This window comes from Halomonas aquatica, assembly GCF_040196335.1.
Taxonomy (GTDB): domain Bacteria; phylum Pseudomonadota; class Gammaproteobacteria; order Pseudomonadales; family Halomonadaceae; genus Halomonas; species Halomonas aquatica.
The window spans coordinates 565,181-588,110 of the sequence record NZ_JBEGCJ010000002.1 but is presented as its reverse complement, the minus strand read 5'-3'; the positions used below and the strand labels follow the sequence as shown (position 1 = coordinate 588,110).

General features: G+C 65.2%; 21 protein-coding genes and 1 tRNA gene. 11 read left to right on the top strand and 11 right to left on the bottom strand.

All coding sequences use genetic code 11. The features are described 5' to 3' along the window. Positions 1 to 52: 52 nt before the first annotated feature. On the bottom strand, positions 53 to 2,017 hold the full coding sequence (locus tag ABE960_RS05910) for an acyl CoA:acetate/3-ketoacid CoA transferase (protein WP_349761297.1): 1,965 nt from the start codon (positions 2,015 to 2,017) through the stop codon (positions 53 to 55). Between the two features lie 96 nt (positions 2,018 to 2,113). Here ABE960_RS05910 and ABE960_RS05905 point away from each other — a divergent pair, with 96 nt between their 5' ends. Beyond that, positions 2,114 to 2,599 (top strand): LexA family protein, encoded by a 486-nt coding sequence (locus tag ABE960_RS05905; RefSeq protein ID WP_349761296.1) that lies wholly within the window; start codon positions 2,114 to 2,116, stop codon positions 2,597 to 2,599. Next, positions 2,596 to 3,870, top strand: a complete 1,275-nt coding sequence (locus tag ABE960_RS05900) for a Y-family DNA polymerase (protein WP_349761295.1) — start codon at positions 2,596 to 2,598, stop codon at positions 3,868 to 3,870. Before ABE960_RS05905 ends, ABE960_RS05900 begins: the two co-directional genes overlap by 4 nt. A 39-nt stretch (positions 3,871 to 3,909) precedes the next feature. Here the strand turns inward: ABE960_RS05900 and ABE960_RS05895 are convergent, their stop codons facing one another. The 8 genes from ABE960_RS05895 to ABE960_RS05860 form a co-directional block, all read right to left on the bottom strand. Then, positions 3,910 to 5,103 (bottom strand): MFS transporter, encoded by a 1,194-nt coding sequence (locus ABE960_RS05895; protein ID WP_349761294.1) that lies wholly within the window; start codon positions 5,101 to 5,103, stop codon positions 3,910 to 3,912. Positions 5,104 to 5,108: 5 nt separating this feature from the next. Next, positions 5,109 to 6,041, bottom strand: a complete 933-nt coding sequence (locus ABE960_RS05890; protein ID WP_349761293.1) for a hydroxymethylglutaryl-CoA lyase — start codon at positions 6,039 to 6,041, stop codon at positions 5,109 to 5,111. Next, entirely contained in the window at positions 6,038 to 7,981 is a 1,944-nt protein-coding gene (locus ABE960_RS05885) for an aconitate hydratase (protein WP_349761292.1), read from the bottom strand. Before ABE960_RS05885 ends, ABE960_RS05890 begins: the two co-directional genes overlap by 4 nt. Further along, a complete protein-coding gene (locus ABE960_RS05880; protein ID WP_349761291.1) occupies positions 7,974 to 8,498 on the bottom strand; it encodes a TRAP transporter small permease subunit in 525 nt (174 codons plus the stop codon). The genes ABE960_RS05885 and ABE960_RS05880 overlap by 8 nt, the downstream gene beginning before the upstream one ends. A gap of 11 nt (positions 8,499 to 8,509) precedes the next feature. Next, positions 8,510 to 9,556, bottom strand: a complete 1,047-nt coding sequence (locus ABE960_RS05875; protein WP_349761290.1) for a TRAP transporter substrate-binding protein — start codon at positions 9,554 to 9,556, stop codon at positions 8,510 to 8,512. A 74-nt stretch (positions 9,557 to 9,630) separates the two neighbouring features. Further along, positions 9,631 to 10,920, bottom strand: coding sequence for a TRAP transporter large permease (locus ABE960_RS05870; protein ID WP_349761289.1), 1,290 nt, complete (start codon positions 10,918 to 10,920; stop codon positions 9,631 to 9,633). A gap of 13 nt (positions 10,921 to 10,933) precedes the next feature. Further along, positions 10,934 to 12,151 (bottom strand): CaiB/BaiF CoA transferase family protein, encoded by a 1,218-nt coding sequence (locus tag ABE960_RS05865; RefSeq protein ID WP_349761288.1) that lies wholly within the window; start codon positions 12,149 to 12,151, stop codon positions 10,934 to 10,936. Continuing rightward, positions 12,148 to 12,903 carry a GntR family transcriptional regulator gene (locus ABE960_RS05860; protein WP_349761287.1) on the bottom strand — a complete coding sequence of 252 codons (756 nt, stop codon included), beginning with the start codon at positions 12,901 to 12,903 and terminating at the stop codon, positions 12,148 to 12,150. The genes ABE960_RS05865 and ABE960_RS05860 overlap by 4 nt, the downstream gene beginning before the upstream one ends. A gap of 561 nt (positions 12,904 to 13,464) precedes the next feature. Between ABE960_RS05860 and ABE960_RS05855 the strand changes: the two genes are divergently transcribed. Continuing rightward, positions 13,465 to 14,181, top strand: coding sequence for a phytochelatin synthase family protein (locus tag ABE960_RS05855; RefSeq protein WP_349761286.1), 717 nt, complete (start codon positions 13,465 to 13,467; stop codon positions 14,179 to 14,181). Between the two features lie 318 nt (positions 14,182 to 14,499). Here the strand turns inward: ABE960_RS05855 and ABE960_RS05850 are convergent, their stop codons facing one another. Further along, positions 14,500 to 14,622, bottom strand: coding sequence for a transposase (locus ABE960_RS05850; protein ID WP_349761285.1), 123 nt, complete (start codon positions 14,620 to 14,622; stop codon positions 14,500 to 14,502). Between the two features lie 1,247 nt (positions 14,623 to 15,869). On the opposite strand from ABE960_RS05850, the gene ABE960_RS05845 reads away from it, so the two are divergent. Together ABE960_RS05845 and ABE960_RS05840 are read left to right on the top strand one after the other, a co-directional pair. Continuing rightward, the gene (locus ABE960_RS05845) at positions 15,870 to 16,112 is read left to right on the top strand and encodes a hypothetical protein (protein ID WP_349761284.1); all 243 of its coding nucleotides are present in this window, start codon (positions 15,870 to 15,872) and stop codon (positions 16,110 to 16,112) included. A 131-nt stretch (positions 16,113 to 16,243) separates the two neighbouring features. After that, a complete protein-coding gene (locus tag ABE960_RS05840) occupies positions 16,244 to 17,008 on the top strand; it encodes an HpcH/HpaI aldolase family protein (RefSeq protein WP_349761283.1) in 765 nt (254 codons plus the stop codon). A gap of 367 nt (positions 17,009 to 17,375) precedes the next feature. Here ABE960_RS05840 and ABE960_RS05835 read toward each other — a convergent pair. Further along, positions 17,376 to 17,442: transfer RNA gene (locus ABE960_RS05835), tRNA-Ser, on the bottom strand. Positions 17,443 to 17,586: 144 nt separating this feature from the next. Between ABE960_RS05835 and ABE960_RS05830 the strand changes: the two genes are divergently transcribed. The 6 genes from ABE960_RS05830 (at position 17,587) to ABE960_RS05805 (ending at position 22,831) form a co-directional block, all read left to right on the top strand. After that, positions 17,587 to 18,957, top strand: a complete 1,371-nt coding sequence (locus ABE960_RS05830) for a site-specific integrase (RefSeq protein WP_349761282.1) — start codon at positions 17,587 to 17,589, stop codon at positions 18,955 to 18,957. A gap of 29 nt (positions 18,958 to 18,986) precedes the next feature. Next, positions 18,987 to 19,655, top strand: a complete 669-nt coding sequence (locus ABE960_RS05825) for a hypothetical protein (protein WP_349761281.1) — start codon at positions 18,987 to 18,989, stop codon at positions 19,653 to 19,655. A gap of 64 nt (positions 19,656 to 19,719) precedes the next feature. After that, on the top strand, positions 19,720 to 20,034 hold the full coding sequence (locus tag ABE960_RS05820; protein WP_349761280.1) for a hypothetical protein: 315 nt from the start codon (positions 19,720 to 19,722) through the stop codon (positions 20,032 to 20,034). Further along, the gene (locus ABE960_RS05815) at positions 20,034 to 20,294 is read left to right on the top strand and encodes a helix-turn-helix domain-containing protein (RefSeq protein WP_349761279.1); all 261 of its coding nucleotides are present in this window, start codon (positions 20,034 to 20,036) and stop codon (positions 20,292 to 20,294) included. Before ABE960_RS05820 ends, ABE960_RS05815 begins: the two co-directional genes overlap by 1 nt. Before the next feature lie 87 nt (positions 20,295 to 20,381). Next, entirely contained in the window at positions 20,382 to 21,326 is a 945-nt protein-coding gene (locus tag ABE960_RS05810) for a toprim domain-containing protein (RefSeq protein WP_349761278.1), read from the top strand. Continuing rightward, positions 21,323 to 22,831 carry a YfjI family protein gene (locus ABE960_RS05805; protein WP_349761277.1) on the top strand — a complete coding sequence of 503 codons (1,509 nt, stop codon included), beginning with the start codon at positions 21,323 to 21,325 and terminating at the stop codon, positions 22,829 to 22,831. Before ABE960_RS05810 ends, ABE960_RS05805 begins: the two co-directional genes overlap by 4 nt. Positions 22,832 to 22,930 lie beyond the last annotated feature (99 nt).

Sequence of the window (22,930 nt, the reverse complement as noted above, 5' to 3'; positions counted from 1 at the left end):
TCAGGCTGGCGGCCCCACGGGGCCGCCAGCTTTCATTTGGGGCCGGGCCCCGTCACCCCTTCAGATGCTGGCGGGCCTCCTCGGCGCTCTCGTAGATGTGCGGCGAGACGGCTCGCTCCTCCAGGGCATGGCCGAGCTTGCGGCGCATGAAGCCGCTGGTGGTGTAGCGGGTCACCCGGGTGTAGAAGCGCTGCTCGAGGCCGCGCACCATTTCGGTGTAGGGAGCGAGGAGGGCGTCGTCGATGCGGAAGTGGTCGTAGTTGACGATGGCCAGGACCCGTCGGCCCAGGGGCTCGAGGCGGCGCTCGACCTCCTGCTCGATGGCGTCGATGTCCGCTCGGGAGGCGACGCGCAGGTGCTCGAAGTTGATGAAGAGCACGTCTCCGGCCTCGTCGAGGCTGAACCGCTGCGCCAGAGGCTGCTCCAGCAGTTCCTCGACGAGCCCCATGGTGGCTTCGCGGAAGATGCGCTCGTCCATCCGGCGTGGCGGCTCGGGCATCCGCGGGGTGAAGTCCATCAGCGCCAGCACGTCGCGCTCCAGGTCGACCCCCGGGGCGATCTCGGTAAGGACGAGTCCCTCCGGGGTGAGCTCGAACACGGCCCGTTCGGTGACGTAGCAGACGGGCTTGCCGTCCGCGGCGGCCAGGGTCCCGCTGAAGGTGCGATGCTCCACCTCGGCGACGAACTTGCTCTGCCCCCCCGCAGGCAATCTCAGTGCCCCGTCGACGATGGCGAGCGCCTCCTTGGTGGCCACAAAGGTACCCATGAACACCACCTTGCGGGCGTTCTGGCTGATGTTGATGAAACCGCCGGCGCCGGCCAGTCGCGGGCCGAATCGCGAGACATTGACGTGGCCTGCGACGTCGACCTGGGCCATGCCGAGGAAGGCGATATCGAGCCCGCCGCCGTCGTAGAAGTCGAACTGGGCCGGCTGGTCGATGATCGCCTGGGTGTTCAGCGCCGCACCGAAGTCGAGCCCGCCCGCCGGCAGGCCGCCGATCACTCCCGGCTCGGCGGTAAGGGTAAGGTGTTCCAGCAGGCGCTCCTCGCTTGCCACCGCGCCGACGCCCTCGGGCATGCCGATGCCCAGGTTGACCACGCTGTTGGGTTTGAGCTCGAAGGCCGCGCGCCGGGCGATGATCTTGCGCGCCGAGAGCGGCAGCGGCTCGGGCGTCGCCATGGGCGCGCGGATCTCGCCAGAGAAGGCCGGGTTGTAGGCGGTGCTGAAGGTCTGCCAGTGGTGGGCCGGATCCTCGCAGACCACCACGCAGTCGACCAGGATGCCGGGGATCTTCACGTCCTTGGGGTGCAGGGTGCCGTGCTCGGCGAGGCGCTCCACCTGCACGATCACCACGCCCCCGGAGTTGCGCACCGCCGTGGCGATGGCCAGCGCCTCCAGGGTCAGGGCCTCGCGCTCCATGCTGACGTTGCCCAGGGTGTCGGCGGTGGTGCCGCGCAGCAGCGCCACCTGCAGTGGCAGGGCCCGATAGAAGAGGTACTCCTCGCCGTCGATGGGCAGCAGTGACACACGTTCCTCGGTGGTGGCGTCGTTGATCCTGCCGCCGCCCAGGCGCGGGTCGACGAAGGTGCCGAGGCCCACCCGGGTGAGGGTGCCGGGCTTGCCGGCGGCGATGTCGCGGAAGAGGTGCGAGATCACCCCCTGGGGCAGGTTCCAGGCCTGGATACGCCCCTCGATGGCGAGCCGCTGCAGGGCGGGCACCAGCCCCCAGTGGCCGCCGATCACCCTCGCCACCAGTCCCTCGTGCCCCAGGTGGTTGAGTCCGCGGGTCTTGCCGTCGCCCTGGCCGGCGGCGTACATCAGGGTCAGGTCGCGGGGCTCGCCGGTCTCCAGGAAGCGTTCCTCCAGGGCCACGGCGAGCCCCTCGGCGAAGCCGATGCCGACGAAGCCGCCGGTGGCCAGGGCATCGCCGTCGCGGATCAGGTTCACGGCCTCGCGGGCGGAGACCACCTTGCCCTTTTCGGCGAAGGGCTGGCGGGAGAGCAGGGGATGGGGCATGGCGGGCGTCCTTCTTGTGATTTTTCCTCACGGTAGCACGCCCCATGGCGTGCCGGCAGGGCTTGCCAGACGGGAGGTGGGTGGAGAATACTGTATATGAATACAGTATTTATGGAGATGCCCATGACCTCGCCGACGTCCTCCCCCCTGCGGGTGATCGGCCGCGCCGTTCCGGTGCCGGGTGGCGCGGCCCAGCCGCTGATGGGTTGCCGGGTGCGGGCCGGCTTCCCGAGCCCCGCCGATGACCACCTGGACGTGGAGATCGACCTGCATGCCCATGTGGTGCGCCGCCCGGCCGCCACCTACTTCGTGCGGGCCGAGGGCGACTCCATGCTCGGCGACGGCATCCACGACGGCGACCTGCTGGTGGTGGACCGCAGCCTGGAACCGCTGCCCGGGCGGGTGGTGGTGGTCGCCGTGGATGGAGAGCCCACCGTGAAACGCCTGGCGCGTCGCGGCGAGCAGACCTTCCTGGTGGCCAGCAACCCGAGCTTCGCGCCGATTCCCCTGACGGGGCGCGAATGCGAGGTGTGGGGAGTGGTCACCCATGTGATACACGCCCTGGCGGGGGGCGGGTCGTGATCGCCCTGGTCGACTGCAACAACTTCTATGTCAGCTGCGAGCGGGCCTTTGCCCCCCGCCTGGAGGGGCGGCCGGTGGGCGTGCTCTCCAACAACGACGGCTGCGTGGTGGCGCGTTCCAACGAGCTCAAGGCGCTGGGGGTGGCCATGGGGGCGCCCATGCATCTGCTGCCGCCGGCCATCCGCCGCCAGGCGGTGCTGCTCTCCAGCAACTATGCGCTCTACGGCGACATGAGCCGCCGGGTCAACCTGATCCTTGACGAGTTCTCGCCGGACGTGGAGGCCTACTCCATCGACGAGAGCTTCGTGGGCTTTTCCGGCTTCGCCCCCGATGGTCTGGAGGCGCATGCCCAGCGGCTTCGCGAGACGGTACGCCGGGATACCGGCATCCCGGTCTGCGTGGGGCTGGCCCCCACCCGGGTGCTGGCCAAGGTGGCCAACCACGCCGCCAAGAAGCAGGCGGCCTTCGAGGGCGTCTGCCGGCTCGAGGCCGAAGGCCACGCTACCCGCGCCCTGCTCGAGGCGCTGCCGGTGACCGAGCTGTGGGGCGTGGCGCGGCGCACCGCCGAGCGACTGGCGCTGATGGACATTTATACCGCCTGGCAACTGCGCGAGGCTAACCCCAAGCAGGTCCGTCGTCACTTCTCGGTGGTGCTGGAGCGCATCGTCTGGGAACTGCGCGGTCGCCCGGCTATCGTGCTCGATGACATCAATGAGCCGCGCCAGCGCATCATGGTATCGCGCTCCTTCGGGCGGCTGACCGGCGCTTTTGCCGACCTGCAGGAGGCGGTGCGGCAGCATGCCGCCCGGGGTGCCGAGAAGCTGCGCGGTCAGGGCAGCCAGGCCCGAGCGGTGATGGTCTTCCTGCGCACCAACCCCCATCTCGCCGGCGAACACCAGTACCGCAACAGCGTGGTGGTGCCGTTGCCGGCCCCCGGCGACGACAGCCGTGAGCTGCTCGAGGCCGCTTCCCGGGGGCTCGCGGCGATCTTCCTCGAGGGGATGCGCTACCAGAAGTGCGGGGTGATGCTGCTAGACCTGGTGGAGGCCGACCGCCACCAGCTCTCGCTGCTGGCGCCGCGCAGCGAGGTCGAGCGTGGTCGCAGCCAGCGGTTGATGGCGGCGGTGGACCGGCTCAACCGCGAGATGGGCCGCGACACCGTGCGCTTCGGCCTGCCGCGCCAGGGTACCGCCTGGGCGCTGCGTTGCGAGCGGCGAACCCCGCGCTATACCACCCGCTGGGACGAGTTGATGCGCGTCAGGACCGGCTGAGGGGCCCTTCGGCGGGTGACGTTCGCCGTGGGCGACCGGTCACGGCGACAAGACGGCCTCGCGCCCGGCGGCGAGGCGGGCCTGGCGAATCAGCCACAGGCCGACCAGGGCCACGCCCGCGAGCATGGCGAAGACCGGTGTGTAGCGGTCGAACAGGCCGTGCAGCGCCGTGACCAGGGGGAGACCAAGCAGCACGCCACCATAGGTGAAGACCAGACAGCCCCCGGCGGCGTCGGCGATTCGACTCGCCGGTGCCAGTTGGGTGATCTCGGCCATGAAGACGCCGTTCCAGCCCAGCGAGGAGAGGCTGAGCAGGCACATCAGGGCGGTGACCAGGGCGTGCGGCCAGGCCGGCGTCATCGACGACACCAGCAGGGCGCAGGTGGCGGTGGTGCAGGCGATCACGGCGAGGGTGGTCAGGCGGTCACCCAGCCGGTCGCCGACCCAGCCCCAGCCGATGCGGCCGGCGATGCCGCAGACCTGCACGGCGGACATCACCAGGCCGGCCTCGACCAGGCCGAAGGCCAGGTCCTCGACCAGCAGGGCGACGGTGAAGGCCGAGACCGATAGCTGGAGCATCGAGAAGCACAGGCTGAGCAGCGCCACGTAGCGCAGCGAGTGCTGGCGCCAGACCACCAGCATGCCGGCGAAGGGCGTGCGCAGCCAGCGCGTGTGTCGCTCGCGCTGGTCGTCCCAGCGTGGTCGGGCGAACTGCAGGGCGGCGATACCGGCGAGCGCCAGGCCCACGAGCAGCAGCAGCCCCGCCTGCCAGCCGACCACCAGGGCCAGGAAGGGCGCGCTGGCGCCGGCGATCACTCCCCCCAGCGGCACCCCCGACTGCTTCAGCGAGAAGATCAGACCGCGCCGCTCGGGTGGCGTGAAGCGCACCAGCAGCAGGGAGGCCGAAGGGTTGGTCAGGCCGTAGCCCAGGCCGGCAAGCAGCGACGCAACGGCGAAGCTCGACAGGGCGGGGATGGCCATCAGTCCGGCACCGCCACCCAGCAGGGCCAGAGAGAGCTGGCTGGTCCGGCAGGGGCCCAGGCGCCGGGTCAGTGGGCCGCCCACCAGGGATGTCAGCATGGCGCCGGCGAAGATCAGGCTGACCTGCAGGCCCACGGTGGCCGAGGAGACCCCCAGGGCCCTGGCCACCTCCGGGGCGATGGCTGCGGGAAAGAGTGCGACAAGTGAGGAAAAGGCCAGGACCAGGGTAGTGGACAGAAGGACGATCGGCACGGTGGTCAGGTCACCCGTTCCCGGGGCACCTGCCGCAGGTGGCTGGCAGTCTGCCCACCGGGCAGCGCGGCGATGGCATCGGCCGCCTCCAGCAGGCGCGTCAGGTCGATGCCGGTGTCGACATTGCCGCCGTTGAGGGCATAGACGAGGTCCTCGGTGGCGGTGTTGCCGGTGGCGCCCGGGGCGAAGGGGCAACCGCCCAGGCCGGCGCAGGCGGCATCCAGGGTGGTGGCGCCATGGTGGATGGCAAACAGCGCGTTGGCCACGCCCATGCCGAAGGTGTCATGGCCGTGGAAGGCCCAGCTCAGGCGCGGCCCGTGATGGCGCTCGACCAGTCGGCTGAAGTGGTTGGCCACCTGATAGGGCGTGGCGCGTCCGGTGGTGTCGCAGAGCGCCACCTCGAGGTGCAGATCGCCGCACAGGTCGCGTGCCCGGGAGAGGACGCCATCGACCTGATGCCAGGCGATGGTGCCTTCATGGGGACAGTCGAAGCTGGTGCCGAGGTCCAGGCGCAGGCAGGCGTTGCCCTTCTGCTTGAGCAGATCGACGATGCGGGCGAGATCCTCCAGCGACTGCGCCACGCTGCGCCGCACATTGCCCTGGTTGTGGGACTCGGAGACCGAGACCACGAACACCAGCTCGCGAACGCCCTGGGCCAGGGCGAGCTCGGCGCCGCGCAGGTTGGGCACCAGCGCCGAGAAGCGCATGGCGGCACGGTCGGCGAAGGCGGCGACCAGCTGGTCGGTGTCGGCCATCTGCGGGATGGCCCGGGGACTGACGAAGGAGCCGATCTCCATGCGCGTGACGCCGGCATCGATCAGCCGCTGGATGCAGCGGATCTTGTCGTCGGTGGGCAGGGGTTCGCGGATCGACTGGAAACCGTCGCGCGGGGCTACCTCGACGATGTCTACCCGCTCGGGGGGCGATAGCAGGCTCATGACGTCTCCTCTTGACGCAACCAGTTGATGACGCCCCCGGCGGAGAGGATCTCGCGCTGGCGGGGACTCAGCTCATGGGTCAGGGTCAGGGTCTCGCCGCCCTCGAGGGTGGCAACGACCTCGCGGCCCGCCGCGAGCTGATCGCGCCAGGCCTCGATGCGCAGCGTCTGACCCTGCTTCAGGCGTGCCCGGTCGGCGGGGTCGGCGAAGGTCAGCGGCAGCACTCCGAAGCATGGCAGGTTCTGCCAGTGGATGCGGGCGATGCTCTCGGCCACGACCAGCTGCAACCCCAGCAGGCGAGGGACCAGGGCGGCATTCTCGCGGCTCGAGCCCTGGCCGTAGTTGGCGCCGCCGACGATCGCGTGGCCGGCTTCGCCCCGCTCACGGGCCCGGGCGACATAGCCGGAGTCGACGGCCTCGAAGACATGCTCGGCCGAGGCGAAGACATTGCTCCAGAGCGGCAGCACGCGGGCCCCGGCGGGCATGATGTCGTCGGTGGAGATGTTGTCACCCACCGTGAGCAGCACGGGGATCTCCAGGGTCTCCGGCAGCGGCGCGATCAGCGGCAGTGGCGGGGTATTGTCGGTGGCCAGCAGTTCGACGGTACGTGCCTGCTCGGGGGGCAGCGGCGGCTCGAACCAGTCATCGTTGACGCGCATGTCGCCCGGCTCGCGGGGCCGCGGGTAAGGCATGTCGAGGCGGCGCGGGTCGGTGATCACCCCGTGAAGCGCCGAGGCGGCCGCGGTCTCGGGGCTGCACAGGAAGACGCTGTCCTCGCGGGTCCCGGAGCGCCCGGGGAAGTTGCGCGGCACGGTGCGCAGGCTGTTGCGCCCGGCGGCCGGCGCCTGGCCCATGCCGATGCAGCCGTTGCAGCCGGGCTGGTGCAGGCGGGCCCCGGCCGCAACCAGATTGCCCAGATGCCCCTCGTCGATCAGCGCGGACAGGATCCGGCGAGTCGAGGGGTTGATGTCCAGCGAGACGTTGCCGGCCACGCTTCGACCCGCGACGATCTCGGCGACCACGGCGATGTCGCGGTATCCGGGATTGCCCGAGGAGCCGATGTAGGCCTGGTGAAGCGGCTCGCCGGCGACCTCGGCCACCGGCACCACCCGGTCGGGGCTCGAGGGCAGGGCGATCAGCGGCTCGAGGCGGGACAGGTCGACCACCTCGTCGCGGTCGTAGCGGCAGCCGGGCTCGGCGGCCAGCGCCACCCAGTCGGCCTCGCGTCCCCGCGAGCGCAGGAAGTCGCGGGTCACCTCGTCGCTGGGGAAGACGCTGCTGGTCGCCCCCATCTCGGTGCCCATGTTGGCCAGCACGTGGCGGTCCATGGCGTCGAGCGTGGCCAGGCCGGGGCCGTGGTACTCGAGAATGCAGTTCTTGGCCCCCGCCACGCCATGCCGGCGCAGCAACTCGAGGACGATGTCCTTGGCGCTCACCCAGTCGGGCAACTCGCCCTCCAGGCGCACGCCCATGATCTCGGGCATCGCCAGGTAGAGCGGCTCGCCGGCCATGGCCATGGCGACCTCGATGCCGCCGGCACCGATGGCCAGCATGCCCAGCGCCCCGGCGGCCGTGGTGTGGCTGTCGCAGCCCACCAGGCTCTGGCCCGGCACGCCGAAGCGTTCCATGTGCACCGGGTGGCTGATGCCGTTGCCCGGGCCGCTGTACCAGACGCCGAGGCGTTCGCAGGCGCTCTTCAGGAAGAGGTGGGCGTCGGCGTTGATGTTGTCCTGCTGGAGCAGGGTGTGGTCGATGTACTGCACGCTCGTCCTGGTATGAACGCGCTCGATACCCATGGCATCGAGCTCGAGCATCACCAGGGTGCCGAGGATGTCCTGCAGCAGGGCCTGGTCCATGTGCAGGGCGATCTCGCTGCCTGGGATCATCTCGCCGCCGACCAGGTGGGCGGCGATCAGTTGATGGCTCAGGGTGTCAGCCATGGGTAGGGTCCTTCCGGGCGTCGTCGGGGTGCAGCAGGCGCTGTACGCTGCCCAGGGTGTCGAACAGGAACTGCAGGCCCAGGGCGGCGAAGCCGATCGGCATCAGGGCGTAGGGAATCACCATCGGCGTGCCCAGCGAGCTCGAGACGCGCTCGCCGTACTCGAGAGCCTGGAGGGCCATGATGCCGCCCCGCCAGACCAGCACGCCGCAGAACACGGTTCCCAACAGCCCGGTCAGGATGTCGATCATGCTGCGACCCCTGGCCGGCAGCTTGTCCTTGAAGAAGGAGATACGGATGTGCGCGTCGTGTCGCTGGGCCTCCGCGGCGCCCATCACGGCCATGTACACCAGCAGGAAGGAGTTGATCTCCAGACTCCAGTTGGTGGGGGCCGAGAAGGCATAGCGCATGATGGTGTCGTAGGCGATGGACAGCATCATGAACATCAGCACGGCCATGGAGGTCCAGCGCAGGACGGCCATCAGGCCGTCCCAGCTGCGCATGACGATCGCGGTCATGGGATATGTCCTCAGGCCTCGCCCAGCGCCAGGGCGATCGCACGGCTGCCGACCTCCTCGCCGACCTCGCCCTTCCAGTGGTCCCAGACCTCGTGGCTGGAGTCGTTGAAGGTGGTGGTGTCGGCCTCGGATGGCTCGATGATCTCGACGCCGGCCTCGGCGATCTGCGGCCAGTACTCGTCGGGATAGATGCCCAGGTTGCAGTGGCTGATGAAGTTCTCGTCATACCAGTCGGCGGCCTGCTGGTAGACGGCGCGGGTATCGTCGTCCAGTCCGTCCCAGGTGTCGCGGAGCATGAAGGGCGCCACCGTGAAGCCGGTCATGGGCAGCTTGTAGCAGTAGTGCAGCTGCTCCTGGAGGCTGCGGCCGATCACCGTGGAGATGTTGAACACGCCGGCATCCACGGTGCCCCGCTGCAGGGCCATGTAGGTCTCGGAGGAGGGAATGCGCGTGGCGCCGATGTCGTACTTCTCCAGGGCCTTGGTGGCCTCGAAGCTGACGATGCGCACCTTCTTGCCGCGGACCTCATCCAGGCTGCGGATCGGGCTGGCCTCGGTGCTCCAGATGTACTCTGGCTCGAGGATGCCCCCGCCGGAGCTGAGCATGTAGAGGTTCTCCTGGGCCAGCACCTCGTTGATCAGCTCCATCAGCGGGCTGCCCTTGGCTAGGCGCTCGGGATGGCGATAGAGCTCGCCGACCACGCCGGGCAGGCCGGTGATGCCGAGGATCGGCACCGAGCGGGTGATGTAGGAGGTGGTGTGGAACATGAAGTCGATGCTGCGCGCGCGCAGCGCCGGCAGCTGCTCGTCGGCCTTGAGCAGCTGGCCGGAGTCGTAGAACTCCACGTTGAGCACGTCGCCGCCGTTCTCCTTGAGGATCTCGACGAAGCGGTTGGAGCCGTAGGTCAGCGCCTTGTAGGAGGGCGGCAGGTAGGTCACCCCGGTGGCGGTGGTGGCCGCCATGGCACGCGGGGAGAACAGGCTGTGCCCGCCGAACAGGGTGGCGCCGGCGGAGGCGAAGGTGCCGTACTTGAGCAGTTGGCGGCGAGTGAGGGTCATGGTGAGTCTCCTGCTTGTTGTTGTGTCTGTTTGTTGTGACTGGGGGTCACTTCACTGGCGTTGCAACACCGGGGCTACATCAGTCCCGGCAACCACAGGCTGAGGCTGGGGAAGAACACGAACAGCATCAGCACGAGGAACTGGACGGCGACGAAGGGCAGGGCGCTTTTGATGATCTCCTCCACGGAGAGCTCCGGACAGACGCCGCGTAGGGCATAGAGGTTGAGTCCCACCGGCGGGGTGACCACGGCGATCTCCAGGTTGAGCACCATGATGATGCCAAACCACAGGGGGTCGTAGCCCAGCGCCGAGATCAGCGGCAGCAGCACCGGTGTGGTCACCACGATCAGCGAGACGGCGTCGACGATCATGCCCAGCAGGATCAGCAGCAGCATCACCGCCAGCAGGATGGCCCAGTCGGGCAGGCCGCTGGCGGTGAGCGCCTCGGTGAGCATCTGGGGCACGCGCACCATGTTCAGGTAGTCGCCGAAGATCTTGGCGCAGCCGATGATGAGCAGGATGGCCCCGCTGATGCGGGCCGTGGTGCCGAGGATGCCGAGAAACCCCTTCCAGCTGAGGCTCCTGAAGATCAGGGTGGCGATCAGGAAGGCACCGAGGGCGCCGATGCCGGCGGCCTCGCTGGGCGTGGCCAGGCCGGAGTAGATCGAGCCCAGCACGGCGACGACCAGCAGCGCGGAATGCCAGATGTTGGCCAGGCTCATCCAGCGCTGCTTCCAGGTGAAGCGCTCATGGCTGACCGGCGCCTCTTCCGGGTTGAGTCGCACGCGCACGTATATGAACACCGAGAGCGCCAGGGCCAGCACGATGCCGGGCACGATGCCACCGATGAAGAGGTCGGCTACCGAGACGTTGGAGACCGCCCCATAGATGATGAAGGGCACGCTGGGCGGGATCAGCATAGCCAGCGCGCCCGCGCTGACCACGGACCCCGCAGCCAGTGAGCGGCTGTAGCCGCGCGCCAGCATCTGCGGCACGGCGATGGAGCCCACCGCGGCGACACCGGCCAGGCTGACGCCAGATACCGCGCCGAACATGGCCGAGGCGCCCACCGAGGAGATGGCCAGGCTGCCGCGCAGCCAGTTCAGCCAGCGTACCGCGGCCGTGAACAGGCTCGAGCCTACCGGGGTGGCGCCCAGGAAGTTGCCCATCAGGATGAACAGCGGCAGGGCGATCAACTCGAAGGCGTTGAGCTGGCCGAACAGCGACGACGGCGCGAAGAAGAATGCCAGTGAGCCCCGCGCCATGTAGAGGCCCAGCAGCCCCGAGAGCCCGAGAGCCAGGAAGATCGGGAAGCCGATGGTGATGAGGCCAATGAGCAGCAGGACAACGAGAACAGGATCCATCAGGTCACTCCACTCAGATCACGTGATCGGCACGAAGGCCGTCAAGCGACTCGGGCCCGACCCCGAGCCAGTCGGCCAGGATCTCGTCGGTATGCTCACCCAGTGCCGGGCCCACATGGCGGATGCGCCCCGGGGTCTGGTTCAGGCGTGGGAACACGTTCTGCATCGGCAGGGGCTTGCCGTGGCGGTCGGGGACCTCCGTGATGGCCTCGCGGGCCCGGATATGGGGGTCGGCCAGCATGTCGGGGGCGGTATAGACCAGTCCGGCCGGCACGCCGGCTTCTGCCAGGCGATCGACGATGTCCTGAGCGTCATGGCTGCGTGTCCAGCCCGTCACCACCTCATCGATGGCCTGCTGGTGCTCGCCGCGAGCTCGATGGGTGGCGAAGTCGGGGTGGTCGGCGAGGCCGGGCTGGCCCATGGCCTCGCAGAGGCGTCGGAAGACGGTGTCCTGGTTGGCACCGATGATCACGTCGCGGCCATCGCGGGCGGGGTAGGCGTTGGAGGGGGCGATCTTGGGCAGGAAACTGCCGCTGCGCTCACGCACCTTGCCCGACCGGGCGTACTCGGGGATCAGGTTCTCCATCATCGCCAGCACCGACTCGAAGATGGCGCTGTCGACCACCTGGCCGCGGCCGCTGCGCTCGCGCTGGTGGAGGGCTATCAGGGCCCCCATGGCGGCATGCACTCCGGCCAGGGTGTCGCCCAGGGAGATGCCCACCCGCACCGGCGGGCGGTCGGGATAGCCGCTGACGTAGCGAAGGCCGCCCATGGCCTCGCAGACGGAGGCGAAGCCCGCGCGGGAGGCATAGGGGCCTTCCTGGCCGAAGCCGGTGACCCGCACCATGATCAGCCCCGGGTTGTCCAGGGAAAGCACGTCGTAGCCCAGCCCCCAGCGCTCCATGGTGCCGGGACGGAAGTTCTCTATCAGTACGTCGGCCTGGCTGGCGAGTTCGCGCAGCAGCTCCTGGCCGCGGGGCTGGCGCAGATCCAGGGTCAGCGACTTCTTGTTGCGGGCGATCACGTTCCACCACAGCGGCTCGCCGGTCTCGCTGTCGGCTTCGCCCCACTCGCGCATGGCGTCGCCCTTTCCGGGGGGCTCCACCTTGATCACCTCGGCGCCGAAGTCCGCCAGTACCTGGCCACAGTAGGGGCCGGCGATCAGCTGGCCGAGCTCGAGCACCTTGAGGTCGTCGAGGGGAAGGTCGGTGAGAGAAGTCGGGTCGTTCATTGTTGTTGTAGTCCTTGACGTGATGTCGGTCGTCGGAAGCCCTTGGGCGCTTCGTGGCTCGCCATCTCGGACTCGGCGAGGCTCAGGTGCAGTTCGCGGGCAGCGAGCAGGTGCGCATGCATCACGCTCTCCGCCCAGGCGGGGTTCCTGGCCCCGATGGCCTGCAGGATCTCGCGATGATGGTGCATGCTGCGCCGCAGGGCATCACGGTCGTAGGTGTCGAAGTTGCGGCGGATCACCGAGGTGCGTACCACCATGTCGAGCATCGTGTATAGGCGCTGGTTGTTGCTTGCCTGCATCAGCTCCCGGTGAAACTCATGGTTGAGGTCGGCGATCTCGTTGCGGGCCTCCGCGGTCACCTGCTGCGGTTCGGCCAGGGCCTCCATACGCGAGGCCAGGGTCTCGAGGTGTGCCAGGTGCGCGTCGTCCATGTGCCGACAGGCCATGCCGGCGGCCATGGGCTCGAGGACCAGGCGCAACTCGAAGACCTCTCGCGCGTCACGCTCCGTCCAGGCCACCACTCGCGCGCCGTGATGGGGAATTGCCTCGAGCCACCCCTCCGATACCAGTTCACGCAGCGCTTCGCGCACCGGGGTACGGCTCACCTCCAGCTCGCGGGCCATGCTGGTCTCGCGAATGTAGTCATGGGGGCGGTAGATGCCGTCGAGGATGCGCTGCTTGATGGCCGCGTGCACCTGGGCCGTCGCGGTTCGATGGGCACCGTCGGGGGCGGACGAACTGGCCTTTGCCACCGGCATTTCCTCGTAATTGTATGCAATTAGGAGAATAGGGCAGTAGGTAAAGCCAGCACAACGTCGACTTTAGGCTAATGTTGCATGCAACTTTCCGGCTGCGAGGTCGCTTCGGGTTCGTCGCCGGCTCGTTGCGGGCTCATCTCCTCGAAGAGGCGTCGGCGGGTGGTGTCGAGGTCGAAGAGGATCTTTCAATGCCGGCCGGCAGGCCGCTAATGCCACGCTGAGAGGTGTTGCGCCATGAAACGACGTTACCCCAAGGCACGACCCGGGAGGGCTGCCCGGGACGCCTATCGGCGGCTGCCGGAAGGCGCCAATGATGATTGTTCCCGGCTAGAAATGGCCTCTTCGGTCCGCTTTTGCCTGCGGGCCACCTTGACCCCCTCGATCCAGTAGCCGTCGACGTCCTTGACGAAGACCACGTCCTTCATCACACCCAGCCCGCGGCTGGTTTTCAAATTTATCGTCTTGGAACTCAAAAGTAGACCAAGCGGCCTTTAAGAACTAAGATCCCAGCCGAGTTTATTGAGTATATTGGCCTTCGGTGCAGGAGAGACTTTAATGAATCGATTGAAGTTTATTGCAGCAGTTGCGGTGGCAGTAGGTTTTTCGTCCGCCCAGGCAGAAACACTGCCTCTACCTGACGGCGTGATTAGCCTCGCTTCACCCGAGGGCGGAGCGATGCTATTTGGTGCTGAGGCTAACACAGACTATTTTCCTCTTAGCATCCACTTTGCCACGCAAGACAACCCTGCGTATTGCGGGCCGGCGACGATTGCGATGGTGTTAAATGCACTGGATGTGCCGCGTCCCGCTTCAGACATGACTCTTGGTCTCGGGATGTTTGACCAGGAAAATATCTTCACACCTGCGGCAGAATCAGTGATGCCGGCCACGGCGATCGTGAACCCGCCCTACGGCATGACCATCAATCAGTTCGGCGGCGTGCTTGCAGCGCACAACCTTGATGTGGAGGTCGTCCACGCCGCGGACTCCGACCTCGACACCTTTCGGGACGCCGCCATCACTCAACTCAAGGACGACGATCATTTTATTCTCGTGAACTATCTTAGGAAAGCTATCGGCCAGGAGGAAGGTGGACATATCTCCCCCTTGGGTGCCTATGACGAAGATACGGATCGGTTCCTCATTCTCGACGTTACCCGATACAAATATCCGCCCATTTGGGTCGAGGCGACAGCCCTATTTGACGCCATGAATACAACTGACTCTGCAAATGACGGTAAGACGAGGGGATATGTAAGCGTCAGTCGTTGACTTGACCAGGATTTAACTTGGATTGCCGTTGCGTAACCGGGCTGTTCATGAGGCTATCGTAAACTACCCCGCTGATTTCCACGCCAATCCGTCGTTCCTTGATGTAAGGAAATTTCGGCGGATCGCCAGTTGTTCAGGGAAGGCGCATTAAGGAACCGCTGAACAATTCGGTACTGGTCAGCTGAACCGTTCAGCCTGGCCAGATCATCGTCTCAGCGGTCAAGACATGACCACCTCACCTGTTTTTCCTGGCAGCATTGCCGCTGCTGCCCTCGAAGAGACCGGTGGCGTTGTCCAGCAGCTCGCGCTTCCAATGGCTCACCATGGACGGTGCACCTCGAAGCGAGCAGCTAGTGCCGAGGTGGTCTGGTCGCCCTTAAGCGCGGCGAGGGCTACCTTGGCCTTGAACTCGCCGCTGTAATGCCGACGTTTCTTGCTCATGATCAGGGTCTCCTGGTCCGAATTTCGGGGACCACTTCAAACCACTCATCCTTGACATGCGCCAACCGAAGGGACCAGGGAAACTGGCCGCAGCCTTCACGTCTGGAGATTCCGCAACGTTTCGTTCGCCAGCGCACGGTGAGTGCGTGCCATGAGGTTCATCATCGGATCGAGTGTGGCAACGGACAATGCCTGATACAGGATGTTGCACTATGCGCTGCAGGGAACGCAGCGCCACCTTCGCTTAGTAGACCGCTCGTTCGACAGTCCCTCGTTCTTCCGCCCGCGCTTCGTTCCTGGCATCGGCACGCCACCAGGTGCTATTCGCGCCGCGTCATCTCTTACCTCGGCCAGACAGGTGCCGATATCGAGGAAAGTGTCATGAAATCCATCTTTGCCCTGACAGTTGGAACGATAGCCTTTTTCCTGGCGATCACCGCTCAGGGTTCGCCTACCACGCAAATTTTCCTTGCTTTCGTGGGTCTGGCGCTATGTGCGGTGGCAATGAGTTCGGGGTCTACTAGAGGTGAGTTGAATGCATCCAGGCACGCCAAGCCGAGCAGACCCAAACTGTACGGGTTCAGTGATCGCCGCCAGTCGAGCCTGGCCATCGACGGCATCAAGGGCGTCCCAGGCCGGGCTCCTTCGCTTCCTGCACCCGAGAGGTCGAGGCGGATCCACGAGGGCGCGAGCCCGTCCATGCGGAACCGTCAAGGAGAACCGCGCGCCGCGACCCTCGTCCAGCGTCGGTAGTGAGGCAAGGTAGCGGCTCAGTTACGCAGTCTAAGTGGGCACCAATGGGGAGCGGGTAGGGCGATTCAGTCTGATGATTTCAGTAGCCCCTAAAAAGGGCGGTTGTTTGAAAAACAATCAACGGAAATCAAAGGGCGCCCCAGGCTGGGCGCCTTTGCCGTGTGGGCGTTTGATGATTTTCGGACCAGTACGCGCGCGTGAGTTTCTATTCACGCCCACTTTACAAAGGCCGCCGCCTTCACGTACTGGCGTCACGCGCGACCTTCACGCACCGGGGAGGCGCCAGCATGTTGACAAATGTTGACATGCCGAAGGCGTCAGCGACCTGACGAAACCTAACATCGGCGCCCACTCGTGGCGCGTGCCGATGTTCGCAAATGTTAGCATTGGGCTGGCCATCCCTGGCCCAGTCTGCGCCCCTAGCCGATAACGTCTAGCCTTACCGGACCGATTCAGCAAAGGCGGGAATTACTATGCTAGGATTTTTGAAAAGGATGTTCACTGATAAGACAGCCACTCAAAAAACCTCAAATGGGGTTGCTAATAGTGAAGTGGAAAAGGTCGACAGCCCTAGCCCTACCAGCCAGCAGTTCTCCTTGAGTAGTGAAGAAGCGCTTAAAGTTTCAGGTAAGCAGGGCATGGTGGATGGAAAGCAAACCTATGCCTATGCCGAATCGCACAAGCACGATCTGGAGATGATGCTGAGGTGCTGCCGCAAGTCCGCTCTGAGCCCATAGTCACAAATGCTGCAAAATGCATGAAGGTCGGCTTTGTACGCGGGAGTAAGAAGACGATTGAAAAGTTCTGTTTGATGCGCAAACTTGACCGACAATCATTTTCCTAAGCCAATCATTCTCTTGAGGCTCCCATGCAATCCCAGCCAATGGCATTCAAAAAAAAGATATCTGATCCTACCAAACGACTAACAGCGCATGTCTGCACCATTCCCTCTGCAACAGTGACCCAAGCCATGGCAGCGGCTGGCAGCGACGCGGTCATAATTGATTTGGAACATGGTGCGATCGATTACGCGACAGCCCATGCGATGATCGCAGCAACTGCTGGTACGTCATGTGCTCCGCTTGTCAGGGTCACAGAAAACGATGCGGCACAAGTAAAACGTGTGCTGGATCTTGGTGCTGAAGGTATTGTGTTTCCGTTGATCCGCAGTGCCGAAGATGCTGTACGGGCTGTCGCCTCGCTTCGTTACCCGCCAAATGGCACGCGTGGTTTCGGGCCATTCCTCGCACACTCCCGTTGGGGTACATCACTAATGGACTACCGCGAGGCTGTCGATGGTAGCCTGGTTTGCTGTTTGCTGGTCGAGACACGGGATGCGATTGAAAACATTGAGGCAATATGTGCGGTGCCGGGGATCGATGCCATTATTCCGGCGCAGTTTGACCTATCGACAGATTTGGGCATTTCTGGCCAGTTCGACCATCCGGATTTTCTTGCGGCCATTGCAAAGGTCGAAGAAGCCGCGAACACGGCCGGCATCCCACTGGGTAACGTTGGCCTCGCAAAGCCTCAGGCTGATGCGCTTTTCGCAAAGGGTTACCGCATCATCGCAGGCTTTGACATTCTGTGGCTCAAGGCGATGGCTGCGGAAACACAATCATGGACACAATAGGCCGTACCTTGCCGGATAGCCCGCTCTGGACCATGCCCGCATGGTTGAGCCGTTTCTAGGTGCCGAACTGTTGTTGAGGTTGTGCTGGTACGCACCATGGGTACGCACTTGAGGCCGCGTACTGGCTGGGCAGGGGTGGTTTGATTCCTGAGCCGTTGGCGCCTGCGACCGGAGCAGCCCCTTTCTTATATCGCTAACCCAGAAATTTTCTCGCGCGTGCTCGCGCGAGCTGGCTAGCGGCCGGTGACTTCCTGATGCTTAGAACCTATTTGGAACCTAGAAGGCCAACGACTTGGAACCTAGAAGGCCAACGACGAAAAACGGCCACTGCGATGTTTCGCTAAGTGTCCGTTATTAAATGTATTTCTGGTGCCGCAAAGAGGATTCGAACCTCCGACCTACGCATTACGAATGCGTTCACCCCGTATTTCAGCAGAAACTAACAGAAACAAGAAACGCCTTACATACAAGTAAAAACAGTAGCTTGCCTTAATTCTCCGTTTGCTGCTTGTTGCCCTTCAGTGCCCGTTCTATCCTTCATCTGCTACCTATTTGCTACCTGGAAAATGGAGCCGGGCATGGCAGGCGAAAACAAGCTGAAGTTGACAACCAAGGCGCTGGAGCATCTTTCCAAGCAGCCGCCAGTCGATAACGTCTTCGACACCGAGCTACCTGGTTTCCATATTCGGCCCGGCAAGCGTGGCCTGACCTTCCGGCTCTTCTACCGTTCCAAGGTCAGCGGCAAGCAGCGAATCCTCACCCTCGGCCGCTACGGTGCGCCGACGACAGCGGCCGAGGCGCGCAAGAGAGCCACGGATGCACTGGCGATCGTCTCTCAGGGCGGCGACCCCCGCGAAGTGCTGGAGCAGGCCAAGGCCGAGGAGCAGCGCCAGCAGCAGCAGACCCTTCGCGCCTACCTGGCCGGCCCCTATGCGGCCTATCAGCGTCGTATGAAGGATGGCGAAGCCAATCTGCGGCGGATCGAGAAGGATTTTGCCGACTGGCTCGATCAGCCGATGGGGTCGCTCAAGCATGCCGACGTGGAGCGCTGGCAGGCCGCTGAGGAGGCCAAGGCGAAGCCGCGTGCCTATGGCACCCTGAAACGCTCCTACGATGCCCTGTGCGGTCTGCTGTCGCATGCGGCCGAGCGCAAGGTGATACCGGCGCATCCCCTCAAGGGCATCAAGTTGCAGAAGCCCGCCATGACCGAGGACGACATGGCCGAGCAGGCGGCTCAGCGCCGCTACCTGGAGCAGGAGGAGGTCGAGGCGTTGTTTGCCGGCCTGGACGCGTACCAGCAGAAGAAGCGGGAGGAGCGTCGTCGCAGCCGCGCCCACGGCAAGGCGTATCTGCCCGACCTGGATGGGGTGGCCTATGTGGATCACGTCATGCCGTGGATTCTGACCATGTACTACACCGGCTTCCGGCCGGGCGATCTGTTCGGCCTGCGTTGGGATCACGTCAACCTGACGTTCGCCACGATCCGCAAGGTGGTCGAGAAGACAGCGCACAAGCGCCCCGAGCCGATGACCTTCCCGCTATCCAGCAAGGCCGTAGAGGTGCTGGCCACCTGGCATCGACAGCAGGGCGAGCCGAAGACTGGCCTGGTCTTCCCCTCGTCGCGCAACGGCAAGCGCATGAGCGCGACCGCGATGCAGAAGCCGTGGGCGGCCGTGCGCCAACTGGCCGGCCTGCCCGATGACCTGCTGCTCTACAGCCTGCGCCACAACTTCGCGTCCCAACTGGTCATGGCCGGTGCCGACCTGCTGGCCGTCTCCAAGCTGATGGCCCATGCCGACATCCAGACGACCATCGCGCACTATGCCCACCTGCGGCCCGATCACACGCGGGACATGGTGGAGGCGTTTGCTCACCAAGCGCCCGGACACAATACTGACAAATCCGACACACCCGTTAAGGAGGGTTCGTCGCTGGCAAGGATTCTATAGGGCTGGCGCTGGCCTAGGAGGCGATACTTATGGATGAAGAGTTGATGGCGATCCAGGCCGATCTGGATAGCGTGCTAGACCGGTTGGCCGAGTACATGAGCAGTGACAAGCTCGAGTCAGTAATTGAGGCGCATCCTTCCAGCCGCAAAGATGCTGCGCGTGTCGCCTTACACTATGCATCCACGCATCACTTAATCTGCTCTATCGAGATTTCAAGGATTGCAAAGTTTGGTCCGTCCTCTAATGCCGCCTCGGCACGGCTGGGTGTTCAAACCGAAGGCTTGCCAAGCGAGCATGTTGAGCTGCTGGAAGCCCTTATGGCTGTTGTCGATTCTGGGGGTACCAGTTGGCCTCTGGAAGATGAGCATTTAGAGGCATTGCGTGATGCCGTTACAGCATGGGCAGACAAGGAATGTCAGTTCATAGGAGAGTCAGCTGGACTGACTCTTACGCCTAAACGTGAAGTTGACCGACGAAAGCGGGCGCGCACAGCCGCTGCACGCGACGCCTATAACCTTCATAATAGCGACCCCCGGAAGTACCCCGTTGATGAAGCGCTTTTTGAGGAGGCTGGTAAGCGCTATGGCATGTCTTCACGTACAGTTTCCCGCGCTTACTATTCCCAGAATTTTCATAAGCCCCCCGCCTCTCGCGAGCGATTGAAACGCGCAATTTTGTCAATCATGGACAAAACGTGACAAATACTTTGTCCACCTGATTGGGGAGTCTAGAAGAGTCAACCAGCAATCTGGAGACTCTTCGATGTCTACCAAGCACCAAGACCCCAGCAACATCCTGGCCAATGCCCTGACCCGCTATCGCGACGGCTTCGATCCGGCACTGATCGAATTGCCCGAGCTGGCCGTCTTCCCCGGCCTAATCCCCGCCCAGCCCACCACCGCCCGTAAGGCCCGTTGCACCGGCACCCTGCTGGGTCGGCCGGCTCCGCGTTTCGTGCGTCGTGGTCGTGCCATCCGCTACCGACTCAAGGACGTACTCGACTGGCTGGCCGAAGGCGAGAGTTCCTCCAGCACCGCCGAGGCGTCCGTGGCCGCGCTTGCGCAGGGGGTGATCTGATGGACATCACCCGTACCGACGCCACCTCTCAATGCCTCCGCATCCTGGCCCGGCTGCGTGAAGGCCCCGCGACCACCTCGGAGCTGATGCTCGAGTTGAACGTACTGCGCCCTGGCGCCCGCATCTCGGAGTTGCGCGAGAAAGGCCACGACATCCGCACGCACCTCATCGATGAGTTTGACCCGTGGGGCCGACCGCATAGCCGCATGGCGCACTATTACCTGCCGACCTCGCCAGTGGAGGGTGCCGACGATGTTTGAACTCGCACACATGCTGGCGGCTGCCTGGCGCCGCCTGGTGAACAGAAGTGGACGAAATGGACAGGGTGGACGCAGGGAGGGCAGATCATGACGGCTCAACGGAAAGCGCCCGGCTGTGGGGGCCGGGCGCGCTTCGATAGCATCATCGAGTTGGATCACCGCCATCATACCATCGACAGCGCCCTGATGCTGGCGCTGGGCGACCTGTACGGCGGCGGTATCGTGCTGCGCGGCCGTGGCCAGTGGCAGCGTTTCACCCCGCCCGGCAAGCGCGACCTGAACGGCTACGCGGCGATCCTCGGCCATGAGGTCGCGTTGCTTGGCCGCTGGGATACCGGCGAGCAGCACCTGGTCGTGCTGGGCGATGAGCAGGCCACCGAGGCTGAGCGAGAGCAGCGGCGACAGAAGGCGCGGCAGGAGGCCCAGACGGCCCGTGAGCGCCAGCAGGAAGCCCTTGCCCGGCAGCAGGCCCAGGCGACTGAGCGCGGCATGCCGATATGGCACGGGGCGCTGCGAGGGCACCAGCACCCCTACCCGCTGCGCAAAGGCGTCGGCAACGGCTGGACGCGCCAACACCGGCAACTGCTGATGGTGCCGCTGACCGATGGACGGGCACTGATCAACTGGCAGTTCATCGCACCCGATGGCACCAAGCGCTTTTTGACCGGCGGCCGCAAGCAGGGCTGCTATCACCCCATCGGGGCCTTCGACACTGATCGGCCGCTGCTGATCTGCGAGGGCTGGGCGACCGGCATGACGCTGCACGCGGCGACCGGCTCGGCCGTTGCCTGCGCCATGGATGCCGGCAACCTGCTGCCCGTCGCGCGCTACCTGCGCAGCCGCTATCCCGGCGCCAGCCTCATCGTGGCCTGCGACAACGATCACGCCACCGAGGGTAATCCCGGTGTCACCAAGGGGAAGGCCACCGCCGACGCCGTAGGCGGAAGGGCCATCTGGCCGGCCGTGGACGGTATCGAGGGTGCCAGCGACTACAACGACCTGGCTCTGCTGGGCAGGGAGGTGACGGCATGAGCATCGAAGCGATCCGCCAGGAGGTCGAGCAGACCGCCGAGGATATGCAGCCCCTACCGCTACCGAACAGCCTGCCGCCCGTGGCGCCATTCGACCCCGAGCTGCTGCCCGAGGCGATCCGCGATCATGTGATGGACGTGGCCGACCGACAGCAAGGCCCGGCCGACTTCGTGGCCGTGGCGGCGATCTGCGGGCTGTCGGCGCTGCTGGGACGCAAGGTGCTGATGCGGCCCAAGCAGCACGACGACTGGACTGTCACCCCGACCCAGTGGGGCGCCATCATCGGTCGGCCCAGCGCGATGAAGTCGCCCTCCCTCAAGGAGGCGCTGCGTCCCCTGGCCACCATCGAGCGGGACGCCCGCGAGCGCTTCAAGCAGGAGGCCGAGCAGCATGCGGCCGAGTCGCGGTTGCGGGACATCGAGAAGAAGGACATCGAGGCCAAGGCCAAGAAGCTGGCTAAGGAGGGGCGACGCTCTGATGCCGTGGCGCTGCTGGCCGAGTCTGACGCGGGAGATCCCCCGCCGACGCGACAGCGGCTCATCGTCAATGATGCCAGCGTGGAGAAGCTGGGGGAGCTGTTGAACGAGAACCCCAACGGCATGCTGCTGGCGCGCGATGAGTTGGCCGGCTGGCTCAGCAAGATGGCCCAGGATGACCACCAGGCCGACCGTGCCTTCTACCTGGAGAGCTTCGACGGCAATGGGCGCTTCACCTATGACCGGATCGGGCGCGGCACCATCGACATCGAGAGCTGCACCCTGTCCGTCATCGGCGGCATCCAGCCGAGCAAGATCGCACCGCTGGTCCGAGGCGCCACCCGAGGCACCGCCGACGATGGCCTGATACAGCGCATGCAACTGGCCGTGTGGCCCGATGACCGGCATCGCTGGCGCTGGATCGACAGGGCGCCCGATGCCCAGGCCCGTGAGCGCTACCACCAGGCGTTCTACCGTGTTCACGGTATGGCCTTCCCGACCAAGGACGGCGAGCCACCCTGCTGGCGCTTCACCCCCTCGGCCCAGGCGCTGTTCATCGAGTGGATGGAGGAGGTGCAGCGCTATGCCCGCCAGCCTGACATTGCTCCGGCCCTGGAGAGCCACCTGCTCAAGATGCCCAAGACCGTGGCCGGGCTGGCGCTGCTGTTCGAGGTGCTGGACGGCAGCGAGGGCAGGGTGGAGGAGCAGGCCACCGCCCGCGCCCTGGAGTGGGCGGACTATCTGCGCAGCCATGCCGAACGCCTCTACAGCGCCAGCATGAATGGTGGCATCGAGGGCGCCCGGCTCATCCATACCCGCCGTGACAAGTTGCCCGTCTCCTTCACGGCTCGGGACGTGCAGCGCAAGGGATGGGCGGGGCTGGATACCCGCGAGAGCGTGCGCGATGCCCTGGAGGCGCTGATCGAGTACCAGCACCTCAGCGCCTTGGACGTGCCGCCGAGCGTGCAGGGTGGGCAGCCGACGACGCGCTACACCTGGCATCCGGCGCTCGCGCCGAGGGAGGTGTGACCATGGGACGCTGGCTCAAGAAAGTGCAGAACACCCCGGACAGCCGGCCGACACAACTGACACAACCCGGTTCTGTCGGTTCTGTCAGTGCCCCATCCG

Excerpts from the sequence above, each read along its gene's own strand:
- ABE960_RS05910 (WP_349761297.1), bottom strand. The coding sequence starts at position 2,017 with ATGCCCCATCCCCTGCTCTCCCGCCAGCCCTTCGCCGAAAAGGGCAAG.
- ABE960_RS05905 (WP_349761296.1), top strand. The coding sequence starts at position 2,114 with ATGAATACAGTATTTATGGAGATGCCCATGACCTCGCCGACGTCCTCC.
- ABE960_RS05890 (WP_349761293.1), bottom strand. The coding sequence starts at position 6,041 with ATGAGCCTGCTATCGCCCCCCGAGCGGGTAGACATCGTCGAGGTAGCC.
- ABE960_RS05885 (WP_349761292.1), bottom strand. The coding sequence starts at position 7,981 with ATGGCTGACACCCTGAGCCATCAACTGATCGCCGCCCACCTGGTCGGC.
- ABE960_RS05880 (WP_349761291.1), bottom strand. The coding sequence starts at position 8,498 with ATGACCGCGATCGTCATGCGCAGCTGGGACGGCCTGATGGCCGTCCTG.
- ABE960_RS05875 (WP_349761290.1), bottom strand. The coding sequence starts at position 9,556 with ATGACCCTCACTCGCCGCCAACTGCTCAAGTACGGCACCTTCGCCTCC.
- ABE960_RS05870 (WP_349761289.1), bottom strand. The coding sequence starts at position 10,920 with ATGGATCCTGTTCTCGTTGTCCTGCTGCTCATTGGCCTCATCACCATC.
- ABE960_RS05865 (WP_349761288.1), bottom strand. The coding sequence starts at position 12,151 with ATGAACGACCCGACTTCTCTCACCGACCTTCCCCTCGACGACCTCAAG.
- ABE960_RS05855 (WP_349761286.1), top strand. The coding sequence starts at position 13,465 with ATGAATCGATTGAAGTTTATTGCAGCAGTTGCGGTGGCAGTAGGTTTT.
- ABE960_RS05850 (WP_349761285.1), bottom strand. The coding sequence starts at position 14,622 with ATGAGCAAGAAACGTCGGCATTACAGCGGCGAGTTCAAGGCCAAGGTA.
- ABE960_RS05845 (WP_349761284.1), top strand. The coding sequence starts at position 15,870 with ATGTTCACTGATAAGACAGCCACTCAAAAAACCTCAAATGGGGTTGCT.
- ABE960_RS05840 (WP_349761283.1), top strand. The coding sequence starts at position 16,244 with ATGCAATCCCAGCCAATGGCATTCAAAAAAAAGATATCTGATCCTACC.
- ABE960_RS05830 (WP_349761282.1), top strand. The coding sequence starts at position 17,587 with ATGGCAGGCGAAAACAAGCTGAAGTTGACAACCAAGGCGCTGGAGCAT.
- ABE960_RS05825 (WP_349761281.1), top strand. The coding sequence starts at position 18,987 with ATGGATGAAGAGTTGATGGCGATCCAGGCCGATCTGGATAGCGTGCTA.
- ABE960_RS05820 (WP_349761280.1), top strand. The coding sequence starts at position 19,720 with ATGTCTACCAAGCACCAAGACCCCAGCAACATCCTGGCCAATGCCCTG.
- ABE960_RS05815 (WP_349761279.1), top strand. The coding sequence starts at position 20,034 with ATGGACATCACCCGTACCGACGCCACCTCTCAATGCCTCCGCATCCTG.
- ABE960_RS05810 (WP_349761278.1), top strand. The coding sequence starts at position 20,382 with ATGACGGCTCAACGGAAAGCGCCCGGCTGTGGGGGCCGGGCGCGCTTC.
- ABE960_RS05805 (WP_349761277.1), top strand. The coding sequence starts at position 21,323 with ATGAGCATCGAAGCGATCCGCCAGGAGGTCGAGCAGACCGCCGAGGAT.